Source organism: Hymenobacter sp. IS2118 (assembly GCF_000715495.1).
Taxonomy (GTDB): Bacteria; Bacteroidota; Bacteroidia; order Cytophagales; family Hymenobacteraceae; genus Hymenobacter.
This window is the reverse complement of sequence record NZ_JNLX01000196.1, coordinates 80,266-101,529: the sequence shown is the minus strand read 5'-3', so window position 1 is coordinate 101,529 and position 21,264 is coordinate 80,266. Positions and strand designations below refer to the sequence as shown.

The following is a 21,264-nucleotide window of genomic DNA, read 5'->3' as shown; positions in this document are numbered from 1 at the left end:
TGCTAACTGTACCTGAATGCTTTATTACCTTTTTCGTTACCTCAACGAGCATTACCATATTCCCGGATTGGGGGTGTTTCAGTACACCACATTCCGGGCGGGGCTGGCCATTGTCATTTCCCTGCTCATTGCCCTCACCTTCGGGCATCGCCTGATTCGGATTTTGCAGGAGAAGCAGATTGGTGAAAGCGTGCGCGACTTGGGCCTGCAGGGCCAAACCGAGAAGCGCGGCACCCCCACGATGGGTGGCCTCATCATCATTCTGGCCATTCTGGTGCCGGTGCTGCTGCTGGCCCGGCTGCGTAATATCTATATTATTCTACTGCTGCTGAGCACAGTGTGGCTGGGCCTGATTGGTTTTCTGGACGATTACATCAAGGTTTTTCGCAAAAATAAGGAGGGGCTCAGCGGCCGATTTAAGGTGCTGGGGCAGGTAGGACTGGGCATCACGGTGGGCTGGGTGCTGTTTTACAGCAACGAAGTCAATATCCGCGAGTATTTGCAGCCCAACGGCCTGTATTCGACCGTGAACGCCACCAAGTTCTACAAGGATGTGCACCTGATGATTACCACGGTGCCGTTTATGAAGGACAACGAGTTGAACTACGCCAATTTGTTTGCCACGGCCGGCACCATTTTCAACGGCCTCTACGGCTTCCTCTACATTCCCATTGTCATCTTTCTGGTCACGGCTATCAGCAACGGCGCTAACCTCACCGACGGCCTCGACGGTCTGGCGGCCGGCACATCAGCCATTATCGGCGTTACGCTGGCCATTTTTGCCTTCGTGAGCGGTAACGCGTTACTGGCTGATTATCTGGATGTCATGTTCATTCCGGATTCCGGCGAGCTGGTTATTTTCTGCACGGCCTTTGTGGGGGCGTGCATTGGGTTTCTGTGGTACAATTCGTACCCGGCGCAGGTGTTCATGGGCGACACGGGTTCGCTGATGCTGGGCGGCATCATCACGGTGCTGGCGTTGGTGTTGCGCAAGGAGCTGTTGATTCCGGTTTTGTGCGGCGTGTTTATCATTGAAAACCTGTCGGTTGTGGTGCAGGTGGGCTGGTTTAAGTACACCAAGCGCAAGTACGGCGAAGGGCGCCGCCTGTTGCGCATGTCGCCGCTGCACCACCATTACCAAAAGCTGGGCTACCACGAATCCAAAATCGTATCGCGCTTCTGGATTGTCGGTATTATGCTGGCCGTCATAACGTTGGTCACCTTGAAATTGCGCTAATAGTATTTCCTGCAGGGGCTCGCAGAACAAGGCCTCCGCGAACCTCCGCGTTTTCCCTCTGCGCTCCTCTGCGGGAACCCCAAACGAAAAAGTATGAACATTGTAATCCTCGGAGCAGCCGAAAGTGGGGTAGGGGCCGCCTTATTAGCCCAGGCCAAAGGCCACGCCGTGTTCGTGTCGGACGGTGGCGTCATTCAGCCGGCGTATAAGGAGAAGCTCGCCCAGGCCGGCCTGGAATTTGAGGAAAATCAGCATACGCTGGAGCGAATTCTGCAAGCCGACGAGGTAATCAAAAGCCCCGGCATCCCTGAGAAAGCCCCGGTCATCCGCGCGCTGCGTGAAAAAGGCACGCCTATTATCTCGGAAATTGAGTTTGCCGGCCGCCATACCAAGGCCCGGTGCATCTGCATCACGGGCACCAACGGCAAAACCACTACTACCCTGCTCACCTACCACCTGCTGAAAAGCGCCGGCCTGAATGTGGGCCTGGCCGGGAACGTGGGCTACAGTCTGGCCGAGCAGATTATTGCCGACGCCCACGACTACTACGTGGTGGAAATGAGCAGCTTCCAGCTCGATGATACCCACGACTTCCAGCCCTGGATTGCCATCCTGCTGAATATTACGCCCGACCACCTCGACCGCTACGACTACTCGCTGGAGAAATACGCGCAGGCCAAGCTGCGTATCGTCAAAAACCTCGACAGCGAGAATTCTTTCATTTACAATGCCGATGACGAAGTAACGAACCGTTATTTCCAATCGACGTTCGCGCCCACTCAGCGCCTGCCGTTCAGCCTGCACCACCGGCCCGACGTGCATCTGGCCGGCTACTACACGGCCGAACATACACTCCGCACCACCCTCCATCCCATGAAAATGGACGAGGGCGGCCAGCAGACCATCGACACCACCAACTCGCCCCTCATCGGCCAGCACAACCGCCAGAATATGCTGGCCGCCGTGCTCGCTGCCCGCGTCGCCGGCCTCAGTCTCGAGCAAATTGAAACCGCGCTGGCTACCTTCCAGAACGCTGACCACCGCCTGCAGTTGGTGGGCGAAATCAACGGCGTCCGGTTCATCAACGACAGCAAGGCCACCAACGTGGAAGCCGCCTGGTACGCCCTCGACGGCATCAAGCAACCCATTATCTGGATTGCCGGCGGTACCGACAAAGGCAACGACTACAGCAGCCTGCTCGGCCCGGCGCAGCACCGGGTGAAAGCCCTCGTGTGCCTGGGCGTCGACAATGCCAAGCTGCGCGCCGCCTTCGCGGGCGTGGTGCCGCACATCGAAGAAACCCAAAGCATGGCCGCCGCCGTGGCCCGCGCCGCCGCCCTCGCCACCCCCGGCGACGTGGTGCTGCTCTCGCCCTGCTGCGCCAGCTTCGACCTGTTCAAAAACTACGAAGACCGGGGCCGGCAGTTTGCCGCCGCAGTTTTAAGGGTAAGAGGGTAGGGGGGTAAGAGGGTAGGAGTTTAGAAAAAACTGAAATCCAAGAATTGTTACCTTCCCCCTTACCCTCCTGCCCTCCTGTACTAGAAACTATCTTACTCTGGAAATCCAGTAACGCTAGAAACCACCCCACCACATGGAACCCTCCAAAAACCTGTTGCAACGGAGCCTTAAGGGCGACCCCATTTTGTGGGCCATTGTGCTGCTGTTCTCTTTTATCAGCATTGCGGTGGTGTATTCGGCCACTGGCACGCTGGCTTATAAGAAGATGGACGGCAACACCGAGCATTTTCTGTTCAAGCACACCGCGCTTATTCTGGTAGGATTGGTCTTCATGTGGCTGGCGCACCGCGTCGACTACCGCTACTATTCGCGGCTGGCGCTGTACGCGCTGCTGTTATCGGTGCCGCTGCTGCTGTTTACCTATTTGATGGGCTCGAACATTAACGAGGCGTCGCGCTGGATTACCATTCCCGTTGTAAACCAGACGTTTCAGCCTTCCGACCTAGCCAAGCTGGCCTTGATTTCGCATTTGGCCAGCATGCTCAGCCGCCGGCAGCAGCATTTGGATGACTTCTGGACCACGCTTTTCCCGGTGATGCTGTGGGTCGGCATTATCTGCGGGCTCATCATTTTGAGTAATGCCTCCACGGCGCTGCTACTGTTCGCCACCTGCCTGCTGTTAATGTTTATTGGGCGCGTGCCGCTCCGGCAAATGGCCGTGATGCTGGCCATTGGCGTCGTGGTGGGCGGCGCGGGCCTGGCTTCGGGCCAGCGCGGCAAAACGGTGATGTCGCGCATTGAGAACTTCAGCAACCCCAACGTGAAAGTGCCTTTTCAGCTGGAGCACAGCTACATTGCCATCGCCACGGGCGGTATTGCCGGCAAAGGCCCCGGCAAAAGCACCGAGCGCAACATTCTGCCGCACCCGTATTCCGACTTCATCTACGCCATTATCATCGAAGAATACGGCCTGATTGGTGGGGGCGTGGTGCTGTTTCTGTACCTCGCTTTCCTGTACCGAGGCCTCAAAACGGTGATGAACAGCTACGGCGCGTTTGGTGGCCTGCTTTCGGCGGGCCTTAGCTTCAGTCTGGTGCTGCAGGCGCTGGTGAATATGGGCGTGGCCGTGGGGCTCGGGCCCATTACCGGCCTGCCGCTGCCCTTGTTGAGCATGGGCGGCACCTCCCTTATTTTCACGGGCATCAGCATCGGTATTATCCTGGCGGTCAGCCGCGGGGAGCGCGAGGTGCGCCCCATGACCGGTGAGCCCGACGACACAGCGCGCATCCCCAGCAAGCGGGCCGCGTATGCTTGAGGATATGACTAATTCACCTCTGCGCGTCATTATCAGCGGCGGCGGCACCGGCGGGCATATTTTCCCGGCGGTAGCCATTGCCAATGAGTTGCGCCGCCGCCGGCCCGATACCGACATCCTTTTCGTGGGCGCCAACGGCCGCATGGAAATGACGCGCGTGCCCGAAGCCGGCTACAAAATTGTGGGACTCGACATCACTGGTTTGCAACGCCGCCTCACGCCGCGCAATCTGTTGTTTCCGGTGCGCGTGCTGCGTTCGGTGCGCAAAGCGGGTAAGCTGATTGAGGAATTCCGACCCGATGCCGTGGTAGGAGTGGGGGGCTACGCCTCGGCGCCGGTGCTGCTGGCGGCTACCTCGCGGGCCATTCCGTCGCTCATCCAGGAGCAGAATTCGTACGCCGGCTTAGTGAATAAGCTGCTCTCACGCCGCGTAAATCGTATTTGTGTAGCTTACGAGGGCATGGAGAAATTCTTCCCTGCGGGCAAGCTGGTGGTAACCGGCAACCCCGTGCGCGCTGAAATAGCCGGCGGCTCCCGCGCCGAAGCCCTGGCGTTCTTTGGGTTGAATCCGAATAAGCAAACCCTGCTGGTGGTGGGGGGCAGCCTCGGGGCCCGCACCCTGAATATGGCCACGGCCGCAGCCCTGCAACGCCTGCGCGAAGCCGGCGTGCAGCTGCTCTGGCAAACCGGCAAGCTCTATTTCCCCGAAGCCCAGCAGCAGGCCGCAGCTTACCAGGACGATAATTTGTATGCGCTGGAATTTATCAAACGCATGGACCTGGCCTACGCCGCGGCCGATGTGGTCATCAGCCGGGCGGGCGCGCTGTCGGTTTCCGAGCTGTGCCTGACGGGCAAAGCCAGCATCCTGGTGCCCTCGCCCAACGTGGCCGAAGACCACCAAACCAAGAACGCGCGCGCGCTGGTCGATAAAGGCGCCGCCTTACTCGTCACCGACGCAGAGGCCCCAGTCCGCCTCTACGGCGAAGCCTTGCGCCTGCTCAACGACCCCGCCGGACAACAGCAGCTTAGCACCCGCGTTCGGGAATTGGCCCATCCCAATGCCACGGATATGATTGTGGACGAGCTGTTGAAACTGATTAAAAAGTAAAAAAAAACATTGCCAAAGAGTGCGCTGACAAGTATTGAGCGCGCAAAAATAATCTTAGAAAAAATTTGTCATGCTGAGCTTGTCGAAGCATCTCTACCGCACCGTCCGTATTGTTCAACGGTGCGGTAGAGATGCTTCGACAAGCTCAGCATGACAACCTGAATAGAATACGGTTATTTGTGTACGACTATTTAGCCTACTACTTTGCTTCTCTACTTCATTTAACCGCACTATTGAATCAGTTTCCCTACGTTTTCTTTCTCGGCATTGGTGGCATTGGCATGTCGGCGCTGGCCCGTTGGTTTCATGCCAACGGCCATCAGGTAAGCGGCTACGATAAAACCGAAACGCCCCTGACGCAAACGCTGACTGCCGAAGGAATCAACATTCACTATGTGGATGCGGTGGCCAATATCCCCGTTGAAATCAGGGAAAACCGCACTCAAACATTGGTGGTGCTCACCCCAGCTATTCCGGCTGAGAGCCTGGAGTGGGCCTGGCTGCGGGAAGCGGGCTACGACATTCGCAAGCGCAGCCAGGTGCTGGGCGTGCTCACACAGGGGCGCTACACCATTGCCGTGGCCGGCACGCACGGTAAAACCACCACCAGCAGCATGGTGGCGCACCTGTTGCACCACGCCGGGCAGGACGTGGGCGCTTTCCTGGGCGGAATTGCCGTGAACCTGGGCAGCAACCTGCTGCTGCCCGCCAGTGCCGCCGCCCCCATCGTAGTGGAAGCCGACGAGTACGACCGCAGCTTCCTGACCCTGTTGCCCGACGTGGCCATCGTGACGAGTACCGACGCTGACCACCTGGACATTTACGGCGACCAAGACGCGCTGATTGACTCCTTCCGGCAGTTTGTGGGCCAAATCAAGCCCGGCGGCACGCTGCTTATCAACCACACCGCCCACCCGAGCGTGGCCGCTGCCGCCCCAGCAGGCACCACAATCATTCGCTACGGCTTGTCGGCCGAGCAGGGCCCGGAATTGTTTGCAACCGATATAGCTGCCGAAGGCCACCAGTTTCATTTCGATTTGACTGGCCCCAAAGGCGTGGTAACCGGATTGGAGCTGGCCGTGCCGGGCTACCACAACGTGGAAAATATGCTGGCCGCCGCTGCCGTGGCACAAATTCAGGGCGTTGGCCCTGAAAAGATTCGGGCGGCCGTGGCGGCTTACCGGGGCGTAAAGCGCCGGTTTGAGTTTGTGGTGACCGCCGCCGAAAACGTGTATCTGGACGACTATGCCCACCATCCGCGCGAAATAGAGGCCTTTTTGCGCTCGGTGCGGGCGTTGTATCCGGGCAAGCGGCTGCGGGTCGTCTTTCAGCCCCACCTTTTCACCCGCACCCGCGACTTTGCCGAGGGCTTTGCCCAGAGCTTAAGTATTGCAGATGAGGTGTTTTTGTTGGATATTTACCCGGCCCGGGAGAAGCCGCTACCCGGCGTAACCTCAGCGATGCTTCTCCCCGGCATCACCGCCCCAACCAAAGCCATTCAAACCAAAGAGCAAGTATTAGCAAGCGCCAAAACCGATAATTCATTCGACATATTGGCCACGGTCGGAGCCGGGGATATTGACACTCTGGTGCCGCAATTGAAACTGATACTGACCGAGCGCTGGAAATAGCCTTCGCTCCAACTCCCCCCACTCCCCTCATCCTCTAGATTTGGAACGTACCGTTAGAAATTTGCTCGTTGCTGCGGCCTGCCTGCTGGTGCTGGGAGGGCTCGGCATTTTTGCCGCCCTGCACCAAGCCAACCGCCCCGTGGGCACGGTGAGCGTGAAAATTGCCAACGAATTCGATAATTACTTTATCAGCGAGCGCGGCGTCACGGCTTTGCTGACCAAGGGCGGCGTCCAGCCCGTGGTGGGCACCCTGCCCGAAGGTCCCCGGCTGGCCGAGCTCGAAGCGCGGGTGCGGGCGCATCCCTTCGTGCGCGAAGCCCAGGTGTACCGCGACCTCGCGGGCAATCTGCACGCCGACGTGCGCCAGAACCGCCCCATTGCCCGCCTCACCCATCCCGACACCCGCCTCGATACCTACGTGGACGCCGAGGGCCACACCTTGCCACTTTCGCCGCTTTTCACGGCCCGCGTGGCCACGGTGGCCCGGCCCAACGGCGCCAGCCTGCCAACTGGATTTTTCCAGGATAGCACCGGGCGGCGCTATCTGGAGTTTTTGCGCTATGTCGACGAACACGATTTCTGGAAAGCCCAGGTTTCGGAGGTCTTTGTTGAGCCGGGCGGCAAGCTTTCGTTTACGCAGCAAGTGGGCGACCAGCGGATTGAATTCGGCAAGCCGGAAAATATTTCCGAAAAATTCGCTAAGCTTATGGTATTTTACCGGCAAATACCGTCAGTTTTGGGGTGGGATACCTACCACCGCGTAAACGTCGAATACCAAAATCAAATCATTTGCGAATAGTATTTCGCTGAAAAATAGACCGTTAGGTCAATAATTTTTAACTTCCACACCCCAGCTTCCCTCACGCTCGCCAGCACCGCTTCTATGCAACAAGACAAAATCGTCGTCGGGCTCGACATTGGTACCACAAAAATCTGCGCCCTCGTGGGCCGTAAAAATGAATTCGGAAAACTTGAAATCCTGGGCATGGGCAAAGCTGTGTCGGAAGGGGTTTCGCGGGGCATCGTCCTCAATATTGACAAGACTGTTGACGCCATCAAACGGGCCATTCGGCAGGCCGAAGAGCAGTCCGGAATTAGCATTGGACTGGTAAACGTGGGCATCGCGGGCCAGCACATCAAGAGCCTGCAGCACAACGGCAGCATCACGCGCAACTCGCACGATACCATCGGGCCCGATGACGTGAACCGCCTCACGCAGGACATGTACCGCCTCGTGACCCAGCCCGGTTCGCAAATCATTCACGTGATGCCGCAGGACTATAAAGTGGACTACGAGGAAGGCATCGCTGACCCCGTGGGCTACGAAGGCGTGCGCCTGGAAGGCAACTTCCACATCATCACGGCCCAAAGCACGGCCATCAACAACATCAACAAGTGCGTAACCAAGGCCGGCCTCGAAATTGCCGACCTGATTCTGGAGCCCCTGGCCAGCAGCATGTCCATCCTTTCCGAGGAGGAAAAGGAGGCCGGCGTGGCGCTGATTGACATTGGCGGCGGCACCACCGACCTGGCCGTCTTTAAGGATGGCATCATCCGCCACGCGGCGGTGCTGCCCTTTGGCGGCAACATCATCACGCAGGACATTAAGGCGGGCTGCAACGTGGCCCCCGGTCAGGCCGAGCAGCTGAAGGTGAAATTTGGCAAAGCCATTGCCCAGGAAGCCAGCGACCACGAAATCGTGAGCATTCCCGGCCTGCCCAACCGCCCACCCAAAGAAGTGTCGCTCAAGAACCTTGCTTATATCATTGAGGCCCGCATGTCGGAAATCATGGAGCTGGTGTACGCTGAAATCTACCGCATGGGCTTGCACGACAAGCTCTCAGCCGGCATCGTGCTGACGGGTGGCGGCTCGCAGCTGCAAAACCTGGAGCAGCTCACCGAGTACATCACCGGTCTGGACACGCGCATTGGCTACCCTAACCAGCACCTCGGCAAAAGCCGTATTGAGGCCGTGAAATCGCCGATGTACGCAACCACCGTGGGCCTGGTGCTGTCTGGCTACCATTCGCTCGACGAGCGCAACTCGCGTGCTCCCTACGAGCAGGAAGAGCAGGTTATTCCGGCTTACTATGCTCCTCAGGCGGCTGCGCCGGTTCCGGTTTCGGCACCGGTGGAGGTGCGCGCCGTGGCGCCGGCCGCTCCGGTGCCCGCGCCAGTTCCTGTTAAAGTCAAGGAGCCCGGTGCCGCCAGCCGCTTCTTCAAGGACATCATCACCCGCACCAAAGGGCTGCTGATTGACGATTACGACGATAAATCCTACTAGCGCTTAGTTATGAGTTATGAGTTGTGGGTTAGGAGTTGGCGAACGTGCTATTCCGTAACTCATAACTCATAATTCAAAACTCATAACTCAAAAATTATGAATTACAAATTCGACATTCCTGCCCAGAACAAGTCAATCATTAAGGTGATTGGGGTGGGTGGTGGTGGCTCCAATGCCGTGAAGCACATGCACAAGCAGGGCATCAAGGACGTGGAGTTTATCATTTGCAATACCGACCACCAAGCGCTGCAAAGCTCCACGGTACCCAACAAGCTCCAAATTGGCGTAGACCTGACCGAAGGCCTCGGTGCGGGCGCCAAGCCCGAGCGGGGCCGTCAGGCCGCCCTGGAAAGCAAGGAGCAAATCCGCGATTTGCTCAATCAGGGTACCAAAATGCTGTTTATCACGGCGGGCATGGGCGGCGGCACCGGTACCGGTGCGGCTCCCGTAATCGCGCAGGTGGCGCAGGAACTGGGCATTCTCACGGTGGGCATCGTCACGGCGCCGTTCATGTTTGAGGGCAAGAAGAAGCGCTTGCAGGCCGAAGAAGGCATCAAGGCGCTGAGTGAGCACTGCGATACCGTGCTGGTGATTCTCAACGACAAGCTGCCCCAGATTTACGGCAACCTGACCATGGGCGCCGCCTTCGCCAAAGCTGATACCGTGTTGACCACGGCTGCCAAGTCGATTGCCGAAATCATCACGGTGACGGCCGATGTGAACGTGGACTTCGAGGACGTGAAAACGGTGATGAAGGACAGCGGGGCCGCCGTAATGGGCAGCAGCGTGACCGATGGCGAAAACCGCGCCCGCCGCGCCGCCGAGGAAGCCCTGAACTCGCCGCTACTCAACAACACCGACATCCATGGCGCGCAGCGTATTCTGCTCTCCATCATGTCGGGTGCCGAGCACGAGCTGGAAATGGACGAGCTGACGGAAATTACCGCCTACATCCAGGAAAAAGCGGGTCAGGACGCGGAAATGATTTTCGGCCACGGTATCGACGAGTCGTTGGGCCAGAGTATTCGGGTGACGGTGATTGCCACAGGTTTTGCCCGCGAGGCGCACTCCATCAGCACGCCAGTTGCCAGCATTAGCAACTCAGAACAAGCACCAGCCGCTGCGGCCGCACCCGACGCCGCTCCGACGCCGGTGGCTCCCGTCGCAGCAAGCGCTAGTGCGGCTCCTTTCGTGCCCAGCTTCGGCGGCTCTGCTTCTGAGCCTGCCCGCGTCACCTTCGATTTGAATGGTCCTTCGGCACATAATGCGCCGCCATTGGCTGGGATTCCGGCCGGTGCTCCTACCGAGCCCGTGTTAACTACGAGTGCGGTGCATGTGCCGACTCCTGAAAACCGGACGCGCCCGTCAATGGACGCGCAGGCGCTGGAGCGCCGCCGCCGCCTGCAGGAGCTAAGCAATGGCCTGCCCCCCGAAGCCGTGAGCCAGTACGACACCCCAGCCTACCTGCGTCGGCAGGTGAAACTGGAGAATGTGGAGCCCAGCTCGGCCCAGAACATCTCGCGGTTTAATTTGTCGGATGATAATGAGCTGCTGGGAGACAACCGCTTCTTGCACGATAATGTGGATTAGCTAGTGCCATAATATTTGATAAAAAAGCCCTCGCTAAATTTTTGGCAAGGGCTTTTTTATTGCGTTGAAACGTGTCGCGTTGCGTAATTCGAAATTATTGAAGTCTATCTCACGTAATTATTTTTTGAGTCTAAAATCAATGCCTATCATTGGATTTGCAAGTAAAAAGCCGCTGCTGCCAAACCCTAAATTAATGGGTTTTATTTCATAAGCAACCCGACTGCTTTGTGGACTGATTCTAAAGCCCAGGCCTGCAAGTCCACCGAAGTACAGGTTGTTGAAATAGCGCGAGGTAGTACCCGGTTTTTCAAGCTCATCGCCGGTGCCAAACAGTCCCTTCGAATAAGTGAACGAACCGCCGGTTGATACAAAAAGTGAAACCGACTTGAAGCGAATGAAGTCATACGCAAGGACAACCTGTAACGCATTCATTTGATAATACTGGTCACGAGTGTCTGTTAGGCCCACCGACGAAAAACTGCCAAATAATAGATTGGGATTTACCCGAAATCTGCTTTTCAGTCCAAATGATTGCTGGTACCCGATGGATGAAATGATTCCCAGTCCTTTTTCCTGGTTTGTGTCATTGTAGCCGACACCTATTCCTAGTTTTACTGCCCCGTTACTAACTGTCTCGGTTTGGGCTTTCGCTCTGAATGAGGTGAAGAAAATAGCAATAGCTAGTAATAAGTAACGCATGTTTCTATTGAATTAATCAAGGGTGGATGATGGGGCAGCGTGAAGGTACTGTTGTTTTGTTGGTCTGTAGAATTTATACAAAAAAGGTGGTGCTACGATTGAATCAGCCCTTTTTTGTGCCTTTTTATTTTGCCATAACTATACGACTCCTTCTCAAGTACGGGTTTTGACTGGCCCGTTACATCAAGCGGTTGTGCTCTCCCTGAGTGCAGCTAATGATTGCTGCAATTCGGTGAGCTGACGTATTATTTCTCCTTTTGCTTGCATGCGGGCTATTTCGATTGCCGTGTTTAGCACGAATAAATCTAAAATAGGTAACACTGTGCCGCGCGAAGGCCGCGGGGTTTCCAAAGCAGTTCTTAACTCTATTGCCATGTTCAGCTTATTCCAGAATGGTCGTCTTAGCTTGGGCGTTCTGAACTTTCGAAACCAGCGAAAAAGCGAATAACACTTTTGATTCGTGGCCGCGATGTAACTACTGCGCTTGGTTTCGCTAGCCTCATAAAGTTGCTGTTCAAGTGCTGCCATAGAAGCATTAACTGCTGCAAACTTCCGGTTTATATGCACGAATAGTTCTGAATCCGATGCTGGCATAATATGCGGTTAAGCTGTTTTGTGAGGATAGAATAGCCGAATGGCGGGCAGATCTATCACTCGGTAAATAATATAAGAAACAACCTGAACTGCCACCAACTGAACCCACCACAAACCGGGCAGCCAGTCATAAACCCAGAATGATAATGGTCCGGCGTGCAAGAGATAAAAGGCGTAAGAACTGCGCCCCATTTTTTGAAACAGCCCGCCACTGAGCAGCTTGCGAAACCCGGAATTCTCGCTGAGTAACCCGGCGAACAATAAGCCTCCCGCCGCCGGCAGCCCCACCAGATTCAGCACCAGCGTGAGGGGATGCTCGGGGTTGTGAAACTGAGCCTGCGTAACAGCTAAAGCCGCGGTGACACTGAGATACAGCAAGATGCCACCGGCTGTGCGCCAAACGCCCGCCGGGGTGCCCAGGCGGCCGGATTGGTAGCGCCGGGCCAACCAGATGCCCACGAAAAATTCCAGGCTGTGCCCGAAAAAGGTATAGCTGAGCATGAACGGGTAAGACCCAAATAGGCCGTGCCAGTTCAGCGGGGCCAGCCCGGCGACCAAGCCCGTGCCCAGCCCCAGCAGCAGTAGCGGCTGTAGCCACAATGGCAACCCGCGCCGCCATAGCCCCAGCACAAACGGCGCGGCCAGGTAAAACCCTTCAAACAAGGCCAGTGACCACGCCTGACCGATTCCCGTGAACTTGTACTCATCAAAAAAGCCGCGCAGCAACGTGAGGTTGAGCGCCAGGATGCCCGGCGTGACCTGCGGCGAACCCCAATGCCAGAGCAGTGCAAACGTGGCCAGCGTGAGCAGTGCATACAGCGGATAGATGCGCGCCAGCCGTCCCCACAGGTAGCGCCGCCAGCCTTTTTGGGGCCGAAAATCGGCCGTACCGGAGTCGTAGCGTAGCGCAATAAGAAAACCACTCAGCAACAAAAGCAGCGGCAGGCCGTGGGCTTCGTCAACCAGGTACTGGAAGGCACGGGCCAGGCCGGGTGCTGGCAGCGGCCCCAGCGGATAATGGTTGAAAAACACCAGCCAGGCTGCCACAGCCCGCAGCCCGGTGAGCGCCGGCAGGTAGCCGCGGGCCGGCTCCATACCAGAGGTAGCCGGCGTGACTGCGGGGGCAGAAAAGTCAGCAGCGGGCATGAGATATGGAGCGGAAAGGCCGGCGGACCAGCGTTGTAAAAGCCGGAACGTCCTGCTCAGTGCCGCCGAAGAACCGCTACCGGAAACTAAGTTTAGTTAGTGGCGCGGGAGAAGGCTTGGGCGGCGCTCAGCAGGACGTTATTTCTGACCCGGATTCAGCAGGATGAGTTGCTTAGCCCAAGGTGTGGTACACGGCCTGCACGTCTTCATCGTCCTCGAATTTCTCGATGATGGTCATTACTTCCTCCATTTGCTCGTCGGTGAGCGAAACGGTGGTGTTGGGCACGCGCTGCAGGTTCACGCTCACCACGTGGCGGCCTTGCGCCTCCAGGGCTTTCTGCATCTGGCCAAAGTCGGTGAAGGCGGTTTCGACCACGATGTACTTGTGCTCGGCGTTGTGCTCGTCCTCTTCGGTGGTTTCGTACACGTCCTCGGCGCCGAAATCGATGAGTTCCAATTCCAGCTCGTCGCGGTCGAGCCCTTCGGCGGCGAGCTTGAACACGCCCTTGCGGGTGAAGGTGTAGTCGGAAGAGCCGGCCGTGCCCAGCGTGCCGTCGTTGCGGTTGAAAATCAGGCGCACGTTGGACACCGTGCGGGTGGGGTTGTCGGTCGCGGTTTCGATAACGATGGCTACGCCGTGGGGCAGATAGCCCTCGTACACCACTTCGGCGTAGTCCTTTTCTTCCTTGCTGCTGGCCCGCTTGATGGCGGCTTCCACCCGGTCCTTGGGCATGTTCACGCCTTTGGCGTTTTGCATGGCGGCGCGCAGGCGGGCGTTGGAGTCGGGGTTGGGACCGTTTTCCTTCACGGCCATCACAATCTCCTTGCCGATGCGGGTAAAGTCTTTCGACATCTTATCCCACCGCTTCATTTTGCGGCCTTTGCGAAATTCGAATGCGCGTCCCATACGCTGTGACTGAGTAAATAAGTGGCTGAGTAGAGTGCCGCCAAATTAAAAAAACGCGGCACTGTTTTAAACCCGTTTCATTGAAACGGGCCGCAAGTTAGCCAGAAGGGGCGGGGGGAGCCAAATGCGCAGCCGGGCACGGGCTACTTACGCTGCTTTTTGGCTCTTTTCGGGATGATTGTTGGGGGGGGGGCTGGCGCGGTGGCTGGGGCCGCGGCCACCAGCTCATACACGCCCTGGTTGCCGGTAGGGTAGCCGATAATGGTGAGCGTGAGCCGCTTGGTGGCGGGTACGAACCGGAAGGTGCCGCGCTGCACGTCGGCGCCTTTCAGGTCGGTGAACGCGAAGCGGATACTATCGCCGGCCAGGATGAAGCGGCCGGATTGGTTGAAGTAGTGCGGGCCGCTGGATGCCACGATGCTGAAGTGCTTTTCATACGTGCCATCGGGGCGCAGCGTGAGCGAGCCGCCCACGCCGCGCACTTCAGTGGGCGCCGCGGAGCTGGTGTTGTCGAACACGGTGTAGGCCGTGTAGTGATAGGTATTGTAAAAGGAGGGAACCGGGGCGGCCGTTTGGCCAAGGGCCGGTAGGGCAAACATTGCCGAGACCAGCAGGCCAGCGGCGAGCATTGGGCTAGAAGAAGAGAGCGTCATGGTAAAACAGGAATGAAAACCGGGCCGGAAGCCCCCGAAGGTAAGCTCAGTGCCGACTTTGTGGTGCACATGCGCCGGCCCGTTTCGGGCCAACCGCAGCGATGAGAATCCGCCTAAAAACCGGGCCGAAAAATACCCGCGAAGCCACGATGCACTTGTGCGTTGCCGCAGTATGGCGAAGCAACAGGGCATTGCCCGTGGCGCATTTTCTACATTCGCACTTCAGAAGCCCCACTTCCCATGCCCACCTTTCTGCGCGAGCTGATTCGCCCTGCTGCCGAGCTGCCCGAAGCCGACGTATGTCTCGTGGGGCTGCCCCTGGATTTTGGCACCGTGCTGGAAGGCGGCCGGGCCGGGGCGGCGGGCGCGCCCGAGGCCATCCGCCGGGAGCTGCGCCGCTACCACAAAACCTACAACCTGGAGCACAACCTCAGCCTGAACCACCTGCGCATTGCCGACGCCGGAAACCTGGCCCTGCGCCAGCCCGACCACCCGCGCAACCACGCTCACATTCGGGAACGCCTGGGCCAGCTGCTCCGGCAGTACCCGCGCGTGGTGGTGCTCGGCGGCTCGCACGACGGCACGTATTCCACGGTGCGCGGCCTGTTTGATGCCAGCGGCGGCCGGGCCGTGGGCGGCATCAACCTCGACGCCCACGCCGATGTGAAGGACAACCCCAACCTCACCAGCGGCAGCCCGTTTGGCCGGCTGCTGCGCGAGGGGTTTCTAACCGGCGCAGAATTTACCGAAATCGGTCTGCACACCAATCTCAACACAGAGGAAGATATTGCCTTTTTACACCAGCAAAACGCGCACATCGTACCCCTCGCCCACGTGCAAACGGATGGCATGGCCCTCTACTTTAGCCGGGCGCTCAGCCGGGCCACCCGGTCGGGCCCGGCCTTCGTGAGCTTCGATATCGACAGCTGCGCCGAAGCCTACGCCCCGGCTGTGTCCGCCCCCAGCGCCGACGGATTTACTCCGCGCCAAGCCGTGGAAGCGGCCTTTCTGGCCGGCAACGCGCCCGAAGTGCGTCTATTTGAACTTGTGGAGCTGAACCCGCTTTATGACCGGGACAATCAAACCGCCCGGTTAGCCGCCACCATCATCACGGCGTATCTAACCGGCATCGCGGCCCGGACAAAGTAGCCAGCAGGACCTGTTTTGGTGCGCTGCTTACTGCTTTTTGGATTTGGAACGCCGTCGCCCGCCGGTGAGAAACCACGCCGCGCCGGCCGCCAGAATGCTCGCGCCAACCACGGCGGCTTGTAGTGGGAGCTTGTCTTTGGGAGCGGGCGGCAGGTGCTCCACGCCGCTGGCATCGGTGCGGGCGGCTTCCTGCACGTAGCGGCCGTGCGCGGGCACGGGGTAATTATCGGCCAGCTCGCGTAGGCCGGCCGCAGCTTCGGGACCGATGATAACCGGGCCGTGGCCGCAACCAATGGCTTTGGGGTTGAGGGCCGCCAGGAGTTGCACCGAGTGGCGGGCCGCCTCCCAGTCGTAGTTGAACGGCGTGCCGGCGCGGCTGATTTGGGGCCGGTCCAGCAGCACGGCCGCAATGGAATCGTGGTGGCAGGTAGCAAAGGCATCGCCCCCAATCAGGGTACCATCGGCTTCGCGGTAGAAGGCCAGCTGGCCGGGCGCGTGGCCGGGCACGTGCAGCCAGCGCCAGGCCATCAGGTGCGGCACGGATGGGTCGTCGGCATTCAGGCCCTGCACCCGCTCGCCCAAGTTGGGCAGCTGGGCTGGGAAAAAGCGGCTCATAAAGGCCAGCGAGCCGCCCACGGTGGGGTCGCGGGGCGGATACAACGCCTTGCCGGTGAGGTAGGGCAGCTCCAGCGGGTGCGCCACCACGGGCACGTTCCAATGGTCGGCCAGCTCCTTGGCCGAGCCGAGGTGGTCGAGGTGGCCGTGGGTGAGCAGGATGGCCTCGGGATGGCTGCCGGGATAAAACAGCTTGTCGGCGGCGGCAATGATGGTTTTGGCGCTGCCGGGCAGGCCGGTGTCGATGAGCACCCACTCGCCGGGCGTGCCGGTTTCGACAAAATACACATTGACAAAGCGCTGAATGCGCAGCTGGGTGACGCCGGCGGCTAGAGTATCCATAGAGGGAGGAGCTGGGAAAAAGCAGTTGAGCAGGCATACGGCAGCGGGTGGAAAGAAGGCGCCCGCTGGCTCGAAAAAAATTGCGTGCCGCCTGTAACGTATCAATAATTATTCGGTACTCCCCTCACAAACCACCTCCAAAAATTGTGTTGCCAGCCGTTGGCACGTCCGGCAACACAATTTTCAAAATTCCTCCTTCACTTCAACCACTTCCCATGAAAACCCTTTTTTCTGCTTTAGCCCTCGCTCTTGTCACTTTTTCAGTTAATGCGCAAACCGCCGAGCCGCAATTTGAAATGAGCTGCGGCGATGGCAGCTGGTTTCGCGGCAACTCCGAAAACAAGCGCTTCTGCGAAACCCGCGACCTGACCATGACCGCCCCCGTCGGCCAGCCCCTCACCATTCGCGGCGGGGCCAACGGCGGCATCACTGTGCACGGCTGGTCGGGCCCGAACGTGCGCATCCGCGCCAAGGTGCAGAGCTGGGCCAGCAGCGACGCCGACGCCCAGCAGCGCGTGAAAGACGTCACCATCAGCACGGCCAATAACAGTTTGCTGGCCACTGCGCCCGGCCGCGACAACCAATACAGCGTCAGCTACGAAATATTCGTGCCCCGCCAAACGGCGTTGGTTATGAACACCGTCAACGGTGGAATCAGCGTCGATAACATGCAGTCCGACATCACCTTTGAAGCCGTGAACGGTGGTGTGTCGCTGGCCGGCCTGGGCGGCAACGTAACCGGCAAAACTGTGAATGGCGGCCTGAACATCACGCTTTCGGGTAGCCAGTGGGACGGCAAGGGCCTCGACGTGGAAACCACCAATGGCGGCATCACCTGGCAGCTGCCCAAGGACTACTCGGCCCAACTGTTCACCAGCACCAACATGGGCAGCATCCGGGCGGGCTTCCCTGTCACCAAATCGGGCTTCATGCGCAAGGAGCTGGCCACCACACTGGGCAAGGGCGGCGCCCCGGTGAAGGCCGTGACCACCAACGGCGGCGTGAGCCTGGTGCAGGGCCGGAATTAAAGCAAGTTTAGCTGGCGCCTCGCGTTTATTATAATTAAAAACGCCCGTCATACTATTGTGATGGGCGTTTTTGGCTTCTTCCGGCTCAACAGGCGCAGCTGAAATCGGGGTAGTCGGAGAAGCCGGGGGCGGGCTTGTCATCGAGCCGGATGATGTGGTCGAGCCGGATTTCCTCCCCCGATTTTAGGCGCATGAACTCCACTTTCTCGCGGATGAAAAACGTGTCAATCACGCCCGCGCCCAGGCAAAGCTGGCGTAGGTCGTTGAAATACTGCAGGTCGACGCGGCGGCGCTGGGTAGCGGCGGCTTCCAGCTCGTCGTAGAAGTGGCAGCTGATGGGTTTATAATCGGTGGACATAAGGGGAAAGCAAAGACTGGCGGCCAGGGGCGGACTTGCCGGGGTGAAACCAGGTAGTGCAACGGGAAGGTCCCGCCCCTGGTTTTAACGCGGCTGCTCAGGCTTGCGTGGCCGGGACGCGCCGGTTCATTACGTGAAACCAGAGCGGCGGTACCGTGGCCAGCAGCATCATGCCGGGGTAGCCGGTGGGCATGGCGGGCGCGGCTGGTTGGTGGCGCAGGGTGTGGTAGGGCCGCGAAGCCAGGTAGTGATGGTCGGAATGGCGGGTGAGTTCATAAAGCAGGATGCGGCCCAGGGCGTGCTCCGAGTTCCAGGAGTGGTGGGGCTGCACTCGCTCGTAGACGCCGGGCGCCGTTTGGCGGCGCAGCAGGCCGTAGTGCTCCACGTAGTTCACCAGCTGAAAAAGCAGGTAGCCCACCGCCGCCGTGCCCAGCCAGGCCAGCAGCCCGGCCGAACCTACCCACGCCAGCACCAGCCCGGCCAGCCCTAGCTGCGCGCCCTGAAATTGGAGCATCTGGTTCTGGGCCGACCACCACGGTTGGCCTTGGCGGCGCAGGCGGTCGGCTTCCAGCACCCAGGCCGAGCGGTACTCGCCGGCCACCGCGCGCGGCAGGAAGCGCCAGAACGGCTCGTGCAGGCGGGCCGTCACGGGGTCGTGCGGGGTGGCCACGTGGCGGTGGTGGCCCCGGTTGTGCTCGATAAAAAAGTGGGCGTACCAAGTGCTCAGCAGCAAGGCCTGTGCCAGGCGCTGCTCCCAGTCGCGCGAGCGGTGGCCCAATTCGTGCGCCACGTTGATGCCCAGTGCCCCGCAGCAAATGCCCACGCTGAAAATGGCCCCGGCGGTTTCGACTGCCGAGAAATTACTGGTGGCCAGCACGTGCAGAAAATAGGCCAGCAGGCCGTATTGCAGGGGCACATTGAGGTAGAGGAGCCCGTCGAAAAAGGCGTGGCGCTTGCGCTCCGTGGCCGCGGCTATGTTGGCAGCGGCCGGGGCGGGTGGGCGGGCCAGTTCAAGTATCGGCACCAGCCCAAAGGTGTAGAGCACCGTGAGCCAAGTGGCTGCGCCGCCCCACCATAGGCCCAACGCGGCGGTGAGGGGCAGGGAATACGCTACGAGGTAGCGTAAGTCTTGAAGTGAGAGGGACATCGAGCGCTGGAAGTAAGGGATTTGGAAGCAAGTAAATATACTGTCCCTGCCCTTACTAAATCCGGGGGTAAGGCCACTGCTTGGGGCCAGGTCTGTATGGTGGGGAACTGGCCGCGCCAATTTCCTATCTTCGCCACCCCACCCAAGTCCACCCAATTTCCATGTCCTCACCCAGCCTCACTCACCCCAGCGCGCCCGAACTCAACCTCGAAGCCAATTCCCTTTCCCAGACTAGCAGCACCAAACTCAGGGACAACGCCAAGCGTCCGATGTTCTACGAGTTCAAGCCCGAAGAAACCGTGCGGGCCGCCCACGGCACCACGCTGCGCTGCAAAACCTGGGAGGCCGAAGCCGCCCTGCGGATGCTGGAAAATAACCTCGACCCCGCCGTTTCGCTGGTGTACGATGAGCTGATTGTGTACGGCGGAGCCGGCCGCGCCGCCCGCAACTGGAAGGAATACCAGGTTATCGTGAAAACCCTCAAAGAGTTGGAGCCCGACGAAACCATGCTGGTGCAGAGCGGCAAGGCCGTGGGCGTGCTCAAAACCTGGGCCCACGCGCCCCGCGTGCTCATCGCCAACAGCAACCTGGTGCCCGCCTGGAGCACCCAGGAATATTTCGATGAGCTGGACAAGCTGGGCCTGATGATGTACGGCCAGATGACGGCCGGCTCCTGGATTTACATTGCCACCCAGGGCATTTTGCAGGGCACTTATGAAACGTTTGCCGCGATGGCGGACAAGCATTTCGGCGGCTCTCTAAAAGGTACTATCACCGTGACGGCCGGCCTGGGCGGTATGAGCGGCGCCCAGCCCCTGGCCGTGACCATGAACGACGGCGTGTGCCTCGTCATCGAACCGATTGAGGAGCGGGTGCAGCAGAAAGTGCGCGAAGGATACTTGGACAAAGCCGCTGTCAGCTTGAGCCATGCTTTAGAACTGTGTAACAAAGCCAAAGCAGAAGGCCATGCTTGGTCAATCGGACTTGTTGGTAATGCTGCTACCATTTTGCCTAAGCTCGTTGAATTGGGCTTCCAGGCCGATATTGTAACCGACCAGACCTCGGCCCACGACCTGATGGACTACCTGCCTGAAGGCGACGTGACCGACGTGCTGGCCCTGCGCGAAGCCAACCCCGAGGCGTTCAAAAAGCAGGCCCTGGCGTCCATCGTGAAGCATGTCGAAGCCATTCTGGAAATGCAAAAGCGCGGCACCATTGCCGTGGACTACGGCAACAACCTGCGCGGCCAAGCCGAGAAAGGCGGCCTAAAGGTGCGCGACGAGAACGGCCAGTTCCTGTACCCCGGCTTCGTGCCCGCCTACATTCGGCCGCTGTTTTGCGAGGGCAAGGGGCCGTTCCGCTGGGCCGCCCTCAGCGGCGACCCGGCCGACATTCTGCGCATTGACCGCGCCCTGCTCGAAACCTTTCCCGATAATAAAATGCTGGCCCGCTGGATAGCCAAGGCCCAGGCAAAGGTGCCCTTCATTGGGCTGCCGGCCCGCGTGTGCTGGCTGGGTTACGGCGAACGGGAGAAGTTCGGCCTCGTAATTAACGACTTGGTGGCGCGGGGCGAAGTGTCAGCCCCCATCGTTATCGGCCGCGACCACCTCGACTGCGGCTCGGTGGCCTCGCCCAACCGCGAAACCGAGGGCATGAAGGACGGCTCCGACGCCGTAGCCGACTGGCCCCTGCTCAACGCTCTGGCTAACTGCGCCAGCGGGGCCGATTGGGTGAGCCTGCACAACGGCGGCGGCGTGGGCATCGGCAACAGCACCCACTCCGGCATGGTGATAGTAGCGACAGGAACCCCCGAAAAAGCCGAGCGCCTGAAACGCGTCCTCACCACCGACCCCGGCATGGGCATCTTCCGCCACGCCGACGCGGGGTACGAAATTGCCCAGGACGTGGCCCGCGAGCGCGGGGCCAAGATTCCGGGACTGGAGTAGGGGAGAGGTGAAAACAGAACGTCATGCCGAGCGCAGCCGAGGCATGACGTTCTGTTT

The 21,264-nt window shown here is 59.3% G+C and carries 19 protein-coding genes; 11 read left to right on the top strand and 8 right to left on the bottom strand.

The annotated features are described in order from the left end of the window. Positions 1–16: 16 nt before the first annotated feature. The 8 genes from mraY to ftsZ all read left to right on the top strand — a co-directional run bounded on the left by mraY (position 17) and on the right by ftsZ (position 10,623). Positions 17–1,237, top strand: a complete 1,221-nt coding sequence (mraY, locus tag GM79_RS22250) for a phospho-N-acetylmuramoyl-pentapeptide-transferase (protein WP_035568129.1) — start codon at positions 17–19, stop codon at positions 1,235–1,237. A 93-nt stretch (positions 1,238–1,330) separates the two neighbouring features. Then, the gene (gene murD / locus GM79_RS22245) at positions 1,331–2,695 is read left to right on the top strand and encodes a UDP-N-acetylmuramoyl-L-alanine--D-glutamate ligase (RefSeq protein ID WP_035568128.1); all 1,365 of its coding nucleotides are present in this window, start codon (positions 1,331–1,333) and stop codon (positions 2,693–2,695) included. Between the two features lie 133 nt (positions 2,696–2,828). Continuing rightward, positions 2,829–4,010, top strand: a complete 1,182-nt coding sequence (locus tag GM79_RS22240; RefSeq protein WP_035568127.1) for an FtsW/RodA/SpoVE family cell cycle protein — start codon at positions 2,829–2,831, stop codon at positions 4,008–4,010. Positions 4,011–4,014: 4 nt separating this feature from the next. Next, the gene (gene murG, locus GM79_RS22235; RefSeq protein ID WP_200875641.1) at positions 4,015–5,118 is read left to right on the top strand and encodes an undecaprenyldiphospho-muramoylpentapeptide beta-N-acetylglucosaminyltransferase; all 1,104 of its coding nucleotides are present in this window, start codon (positions 4,015–4,017) and stop codon (positions 5,116–5,118) included. A 233-nt stretch (positions 5,119–5,351) separates the two neighbouring features. Continuing rightward, positions 5,352–6,749, top strand: a complete 1,398-nt coding sequence (gene murC, locus GM79_RS22230; RefSeq protein WP_035568126.1) for a UDP-N-acetylmuramate--L-alanine ligase — start codon at positions 5,352–5,354, stop codon at positions 6,747–6,749. Positions 6,750–6,789: 40 nt separating this feature from the next. Further along, the gene (locus GM79_RS22225; protein ID WP_035568125.1) at positions 6,790–7,548 is read left to right on the top strand and encodes a cell division protein FtsQ/DivIB; all 759 of its coding nucleotides are present in this window, start codon (positions 6,790–6,792) and stop codon (positions 7,546–7,548) included. A gap of 84 nt (positions 7,549–7,632) precedes the next feature. Then, entirely contained in the window at positions 7,633–9,033 is a 1,401-nt protein-coding gene (ftsA, locus tag GM79_RS22220; RefSeq protein ID WP_035568124.1) for a cell division protein FtsA, read from the top strand. A 96-nt stretch (positions 9,034–9,129) separates the two neighbouring features. Then, entirely contained in the window at positions 9,130–10,623 is a 1,494-nt protein-coding gene (gene ftsZ / locus GM79_RS22215; protein WP_035568123.1) for a cell division protein FtsZ, read from the top strand. A 117-nt stretch (positions 10,624–10,740) separates the two neighbouring features. Here ftsZ and GM79_RS25180 read toward each other — a convergent pair whose 3' ends face one another. From GM79_RS25180 to GM79_RS22195, 5 genes are all read right to left on the bottom strand, one after another. Next, positions 10,741–11,322 carry a hypothetical protein gene (locus GM79_RS25180; RefSeq protein WP_152560144.1) on the bottom strand — a complete coding sequence of 194 codons (582 nt, stop codon included), beginning with the start codon at positions 11,320–11,322 and terminating at the stop codon, positions 10,741–10,743. A gap of 183 nt (positions 11,323–11,505) precedes the next feature. Further along, complete coding sequence (locus GM79_RS25175) at positions 11,506–11,916, bottom strand: hypothetical protein (RefSeq protein WP_152560143.1); 411 nt, start codon at positions 11,914–11,916, stop codon at positions 11,506–11,508. 9 nt (positions 11,917–11,925) lie between these two features. Then, complete coding sequence (locus GM79_RS22205) at positions 11,926–13,062, bottom strand: acyltransferase family protein (RefSeq protein ID WP_081867940.1); 1,137 nt, start codon at positions 13,060–13,062, stop codon at positions 11,926–11,928. Positions 13,063–13,234: 172 nt separating this feature from the next. Beyond that, positions 13,235–13,969, bottom strand: coding sequence for a YebC/PmpR family DNA-binding transcriptional regulator (locus GM79_RS22200; RefSeq protein ID WP_035568119.1), 735 nt, complete (start codon positions 13,967–13,969; stop codon positions 13,235–13,237). Between the two features lie 143 nt (positions 13,970–14,112). Continuing rightward, positions 14,113–14,598 (bottom strand): hypothetical protein, encoded by a 486-nt coding sequence (locus tag GM79_RS22195; protein ID WP_035568118.1) that lies wholly within the window; start codon positions 14,596–14,598, stop codon positions 14,113–14,115. Positions 14,599–14,862: 264 nt separating this feature from the next. Between GM79_RS22195 and GM79_RS22190 the strand changes: the two genes are divergently transcribed. After that, a complete protein-coding gene (locus tag GM79_RS22190; RefSeq protein WP_035568117.1) occupies positions 14,863–15,771 on the top strand; it encodes an arginase family protein in 909 nt (302 codons plus the stop codon). 27 nt (positions 15,772–15,798) lie between these two features. On the opposite strand, the gene GM79_RS22185 is transcribed toward GM79_RS22190, so the two are convergent. Continuing rightward, complete coding sequence (locus GM79_RS22185; protein WP_051719194.1) at positions 15,799–16,728, bottom strand: MBL fold metallo-hydrolase; 930 nt, start codon at positions 16,726–16,728, stop codon at positions 15,799–15,801. A 215-nt stretch (positions 16,729–16,943) separates the two neighbouring features. Here GM79_RS22185 and GM79_RS22180 point away from each other — a divergent pair, with 215 nt between their 5' ends. After that, a complete protein-coding gene (locus GM79_RS22180; RefSeq protein ID WP_035568115.1) occupies positions 16,944–17,756 on the top strand; it encodes a DUF4097 family beta strand repeat-containing protein in 813 nt (270 codons plus the stop codon). An 85-nt stretch (positions 17,757–17,841) separates the two neighbouring features. Here the strand turns inward: GM79_RS22180 and GM79_RS22175 are convergent, their stop codons facing one another. Together GM79_RS22175 and GM79_RS22170 are read right to left on the bottom strand one after the other, a co-directional pair. Further along, a complete protein-coding gene (locus GM79_RS22175) occupies positions 17,842–18,114 on the bottom strand; it encodes a hypothetical protein (RefSeq protein ID WP_035568114.1) in 273 nt (90 codons plus the stop codon). A 97-nt stretch (positions 18,115–18,211) separates the two neighbouring features. Further along, complete coding sequence (locus tag GM79_RS22170) at positions 18,212–19,261, bottom strand: alkane 1-monooxygenase (RefSeq protein ID WP_035568113.1); 1,050 nt, start codon at positions 19,259–19,261, stop codon at positions 18,212–18,214. Positions 19,262–19,422: 161 nt separating this feature from the next. Between GM79_RS22170 and hutU the strand changes: the two genes are divergently transcribed. Beyond that, on the top strand, positions 19,423–21,207 hold the full coding sequence (hutU, locus tag GM79_RS22165) for a urocanate hydratase (RefSeq protein WP_081867939.1): 1,785 nt from the start codon (positions 19,423–19,425) through the stop codon (positions 21,205–21,207). The last annotated feature ends 57 nt before the right edge of the window (positions 21,208–21,264 follow it).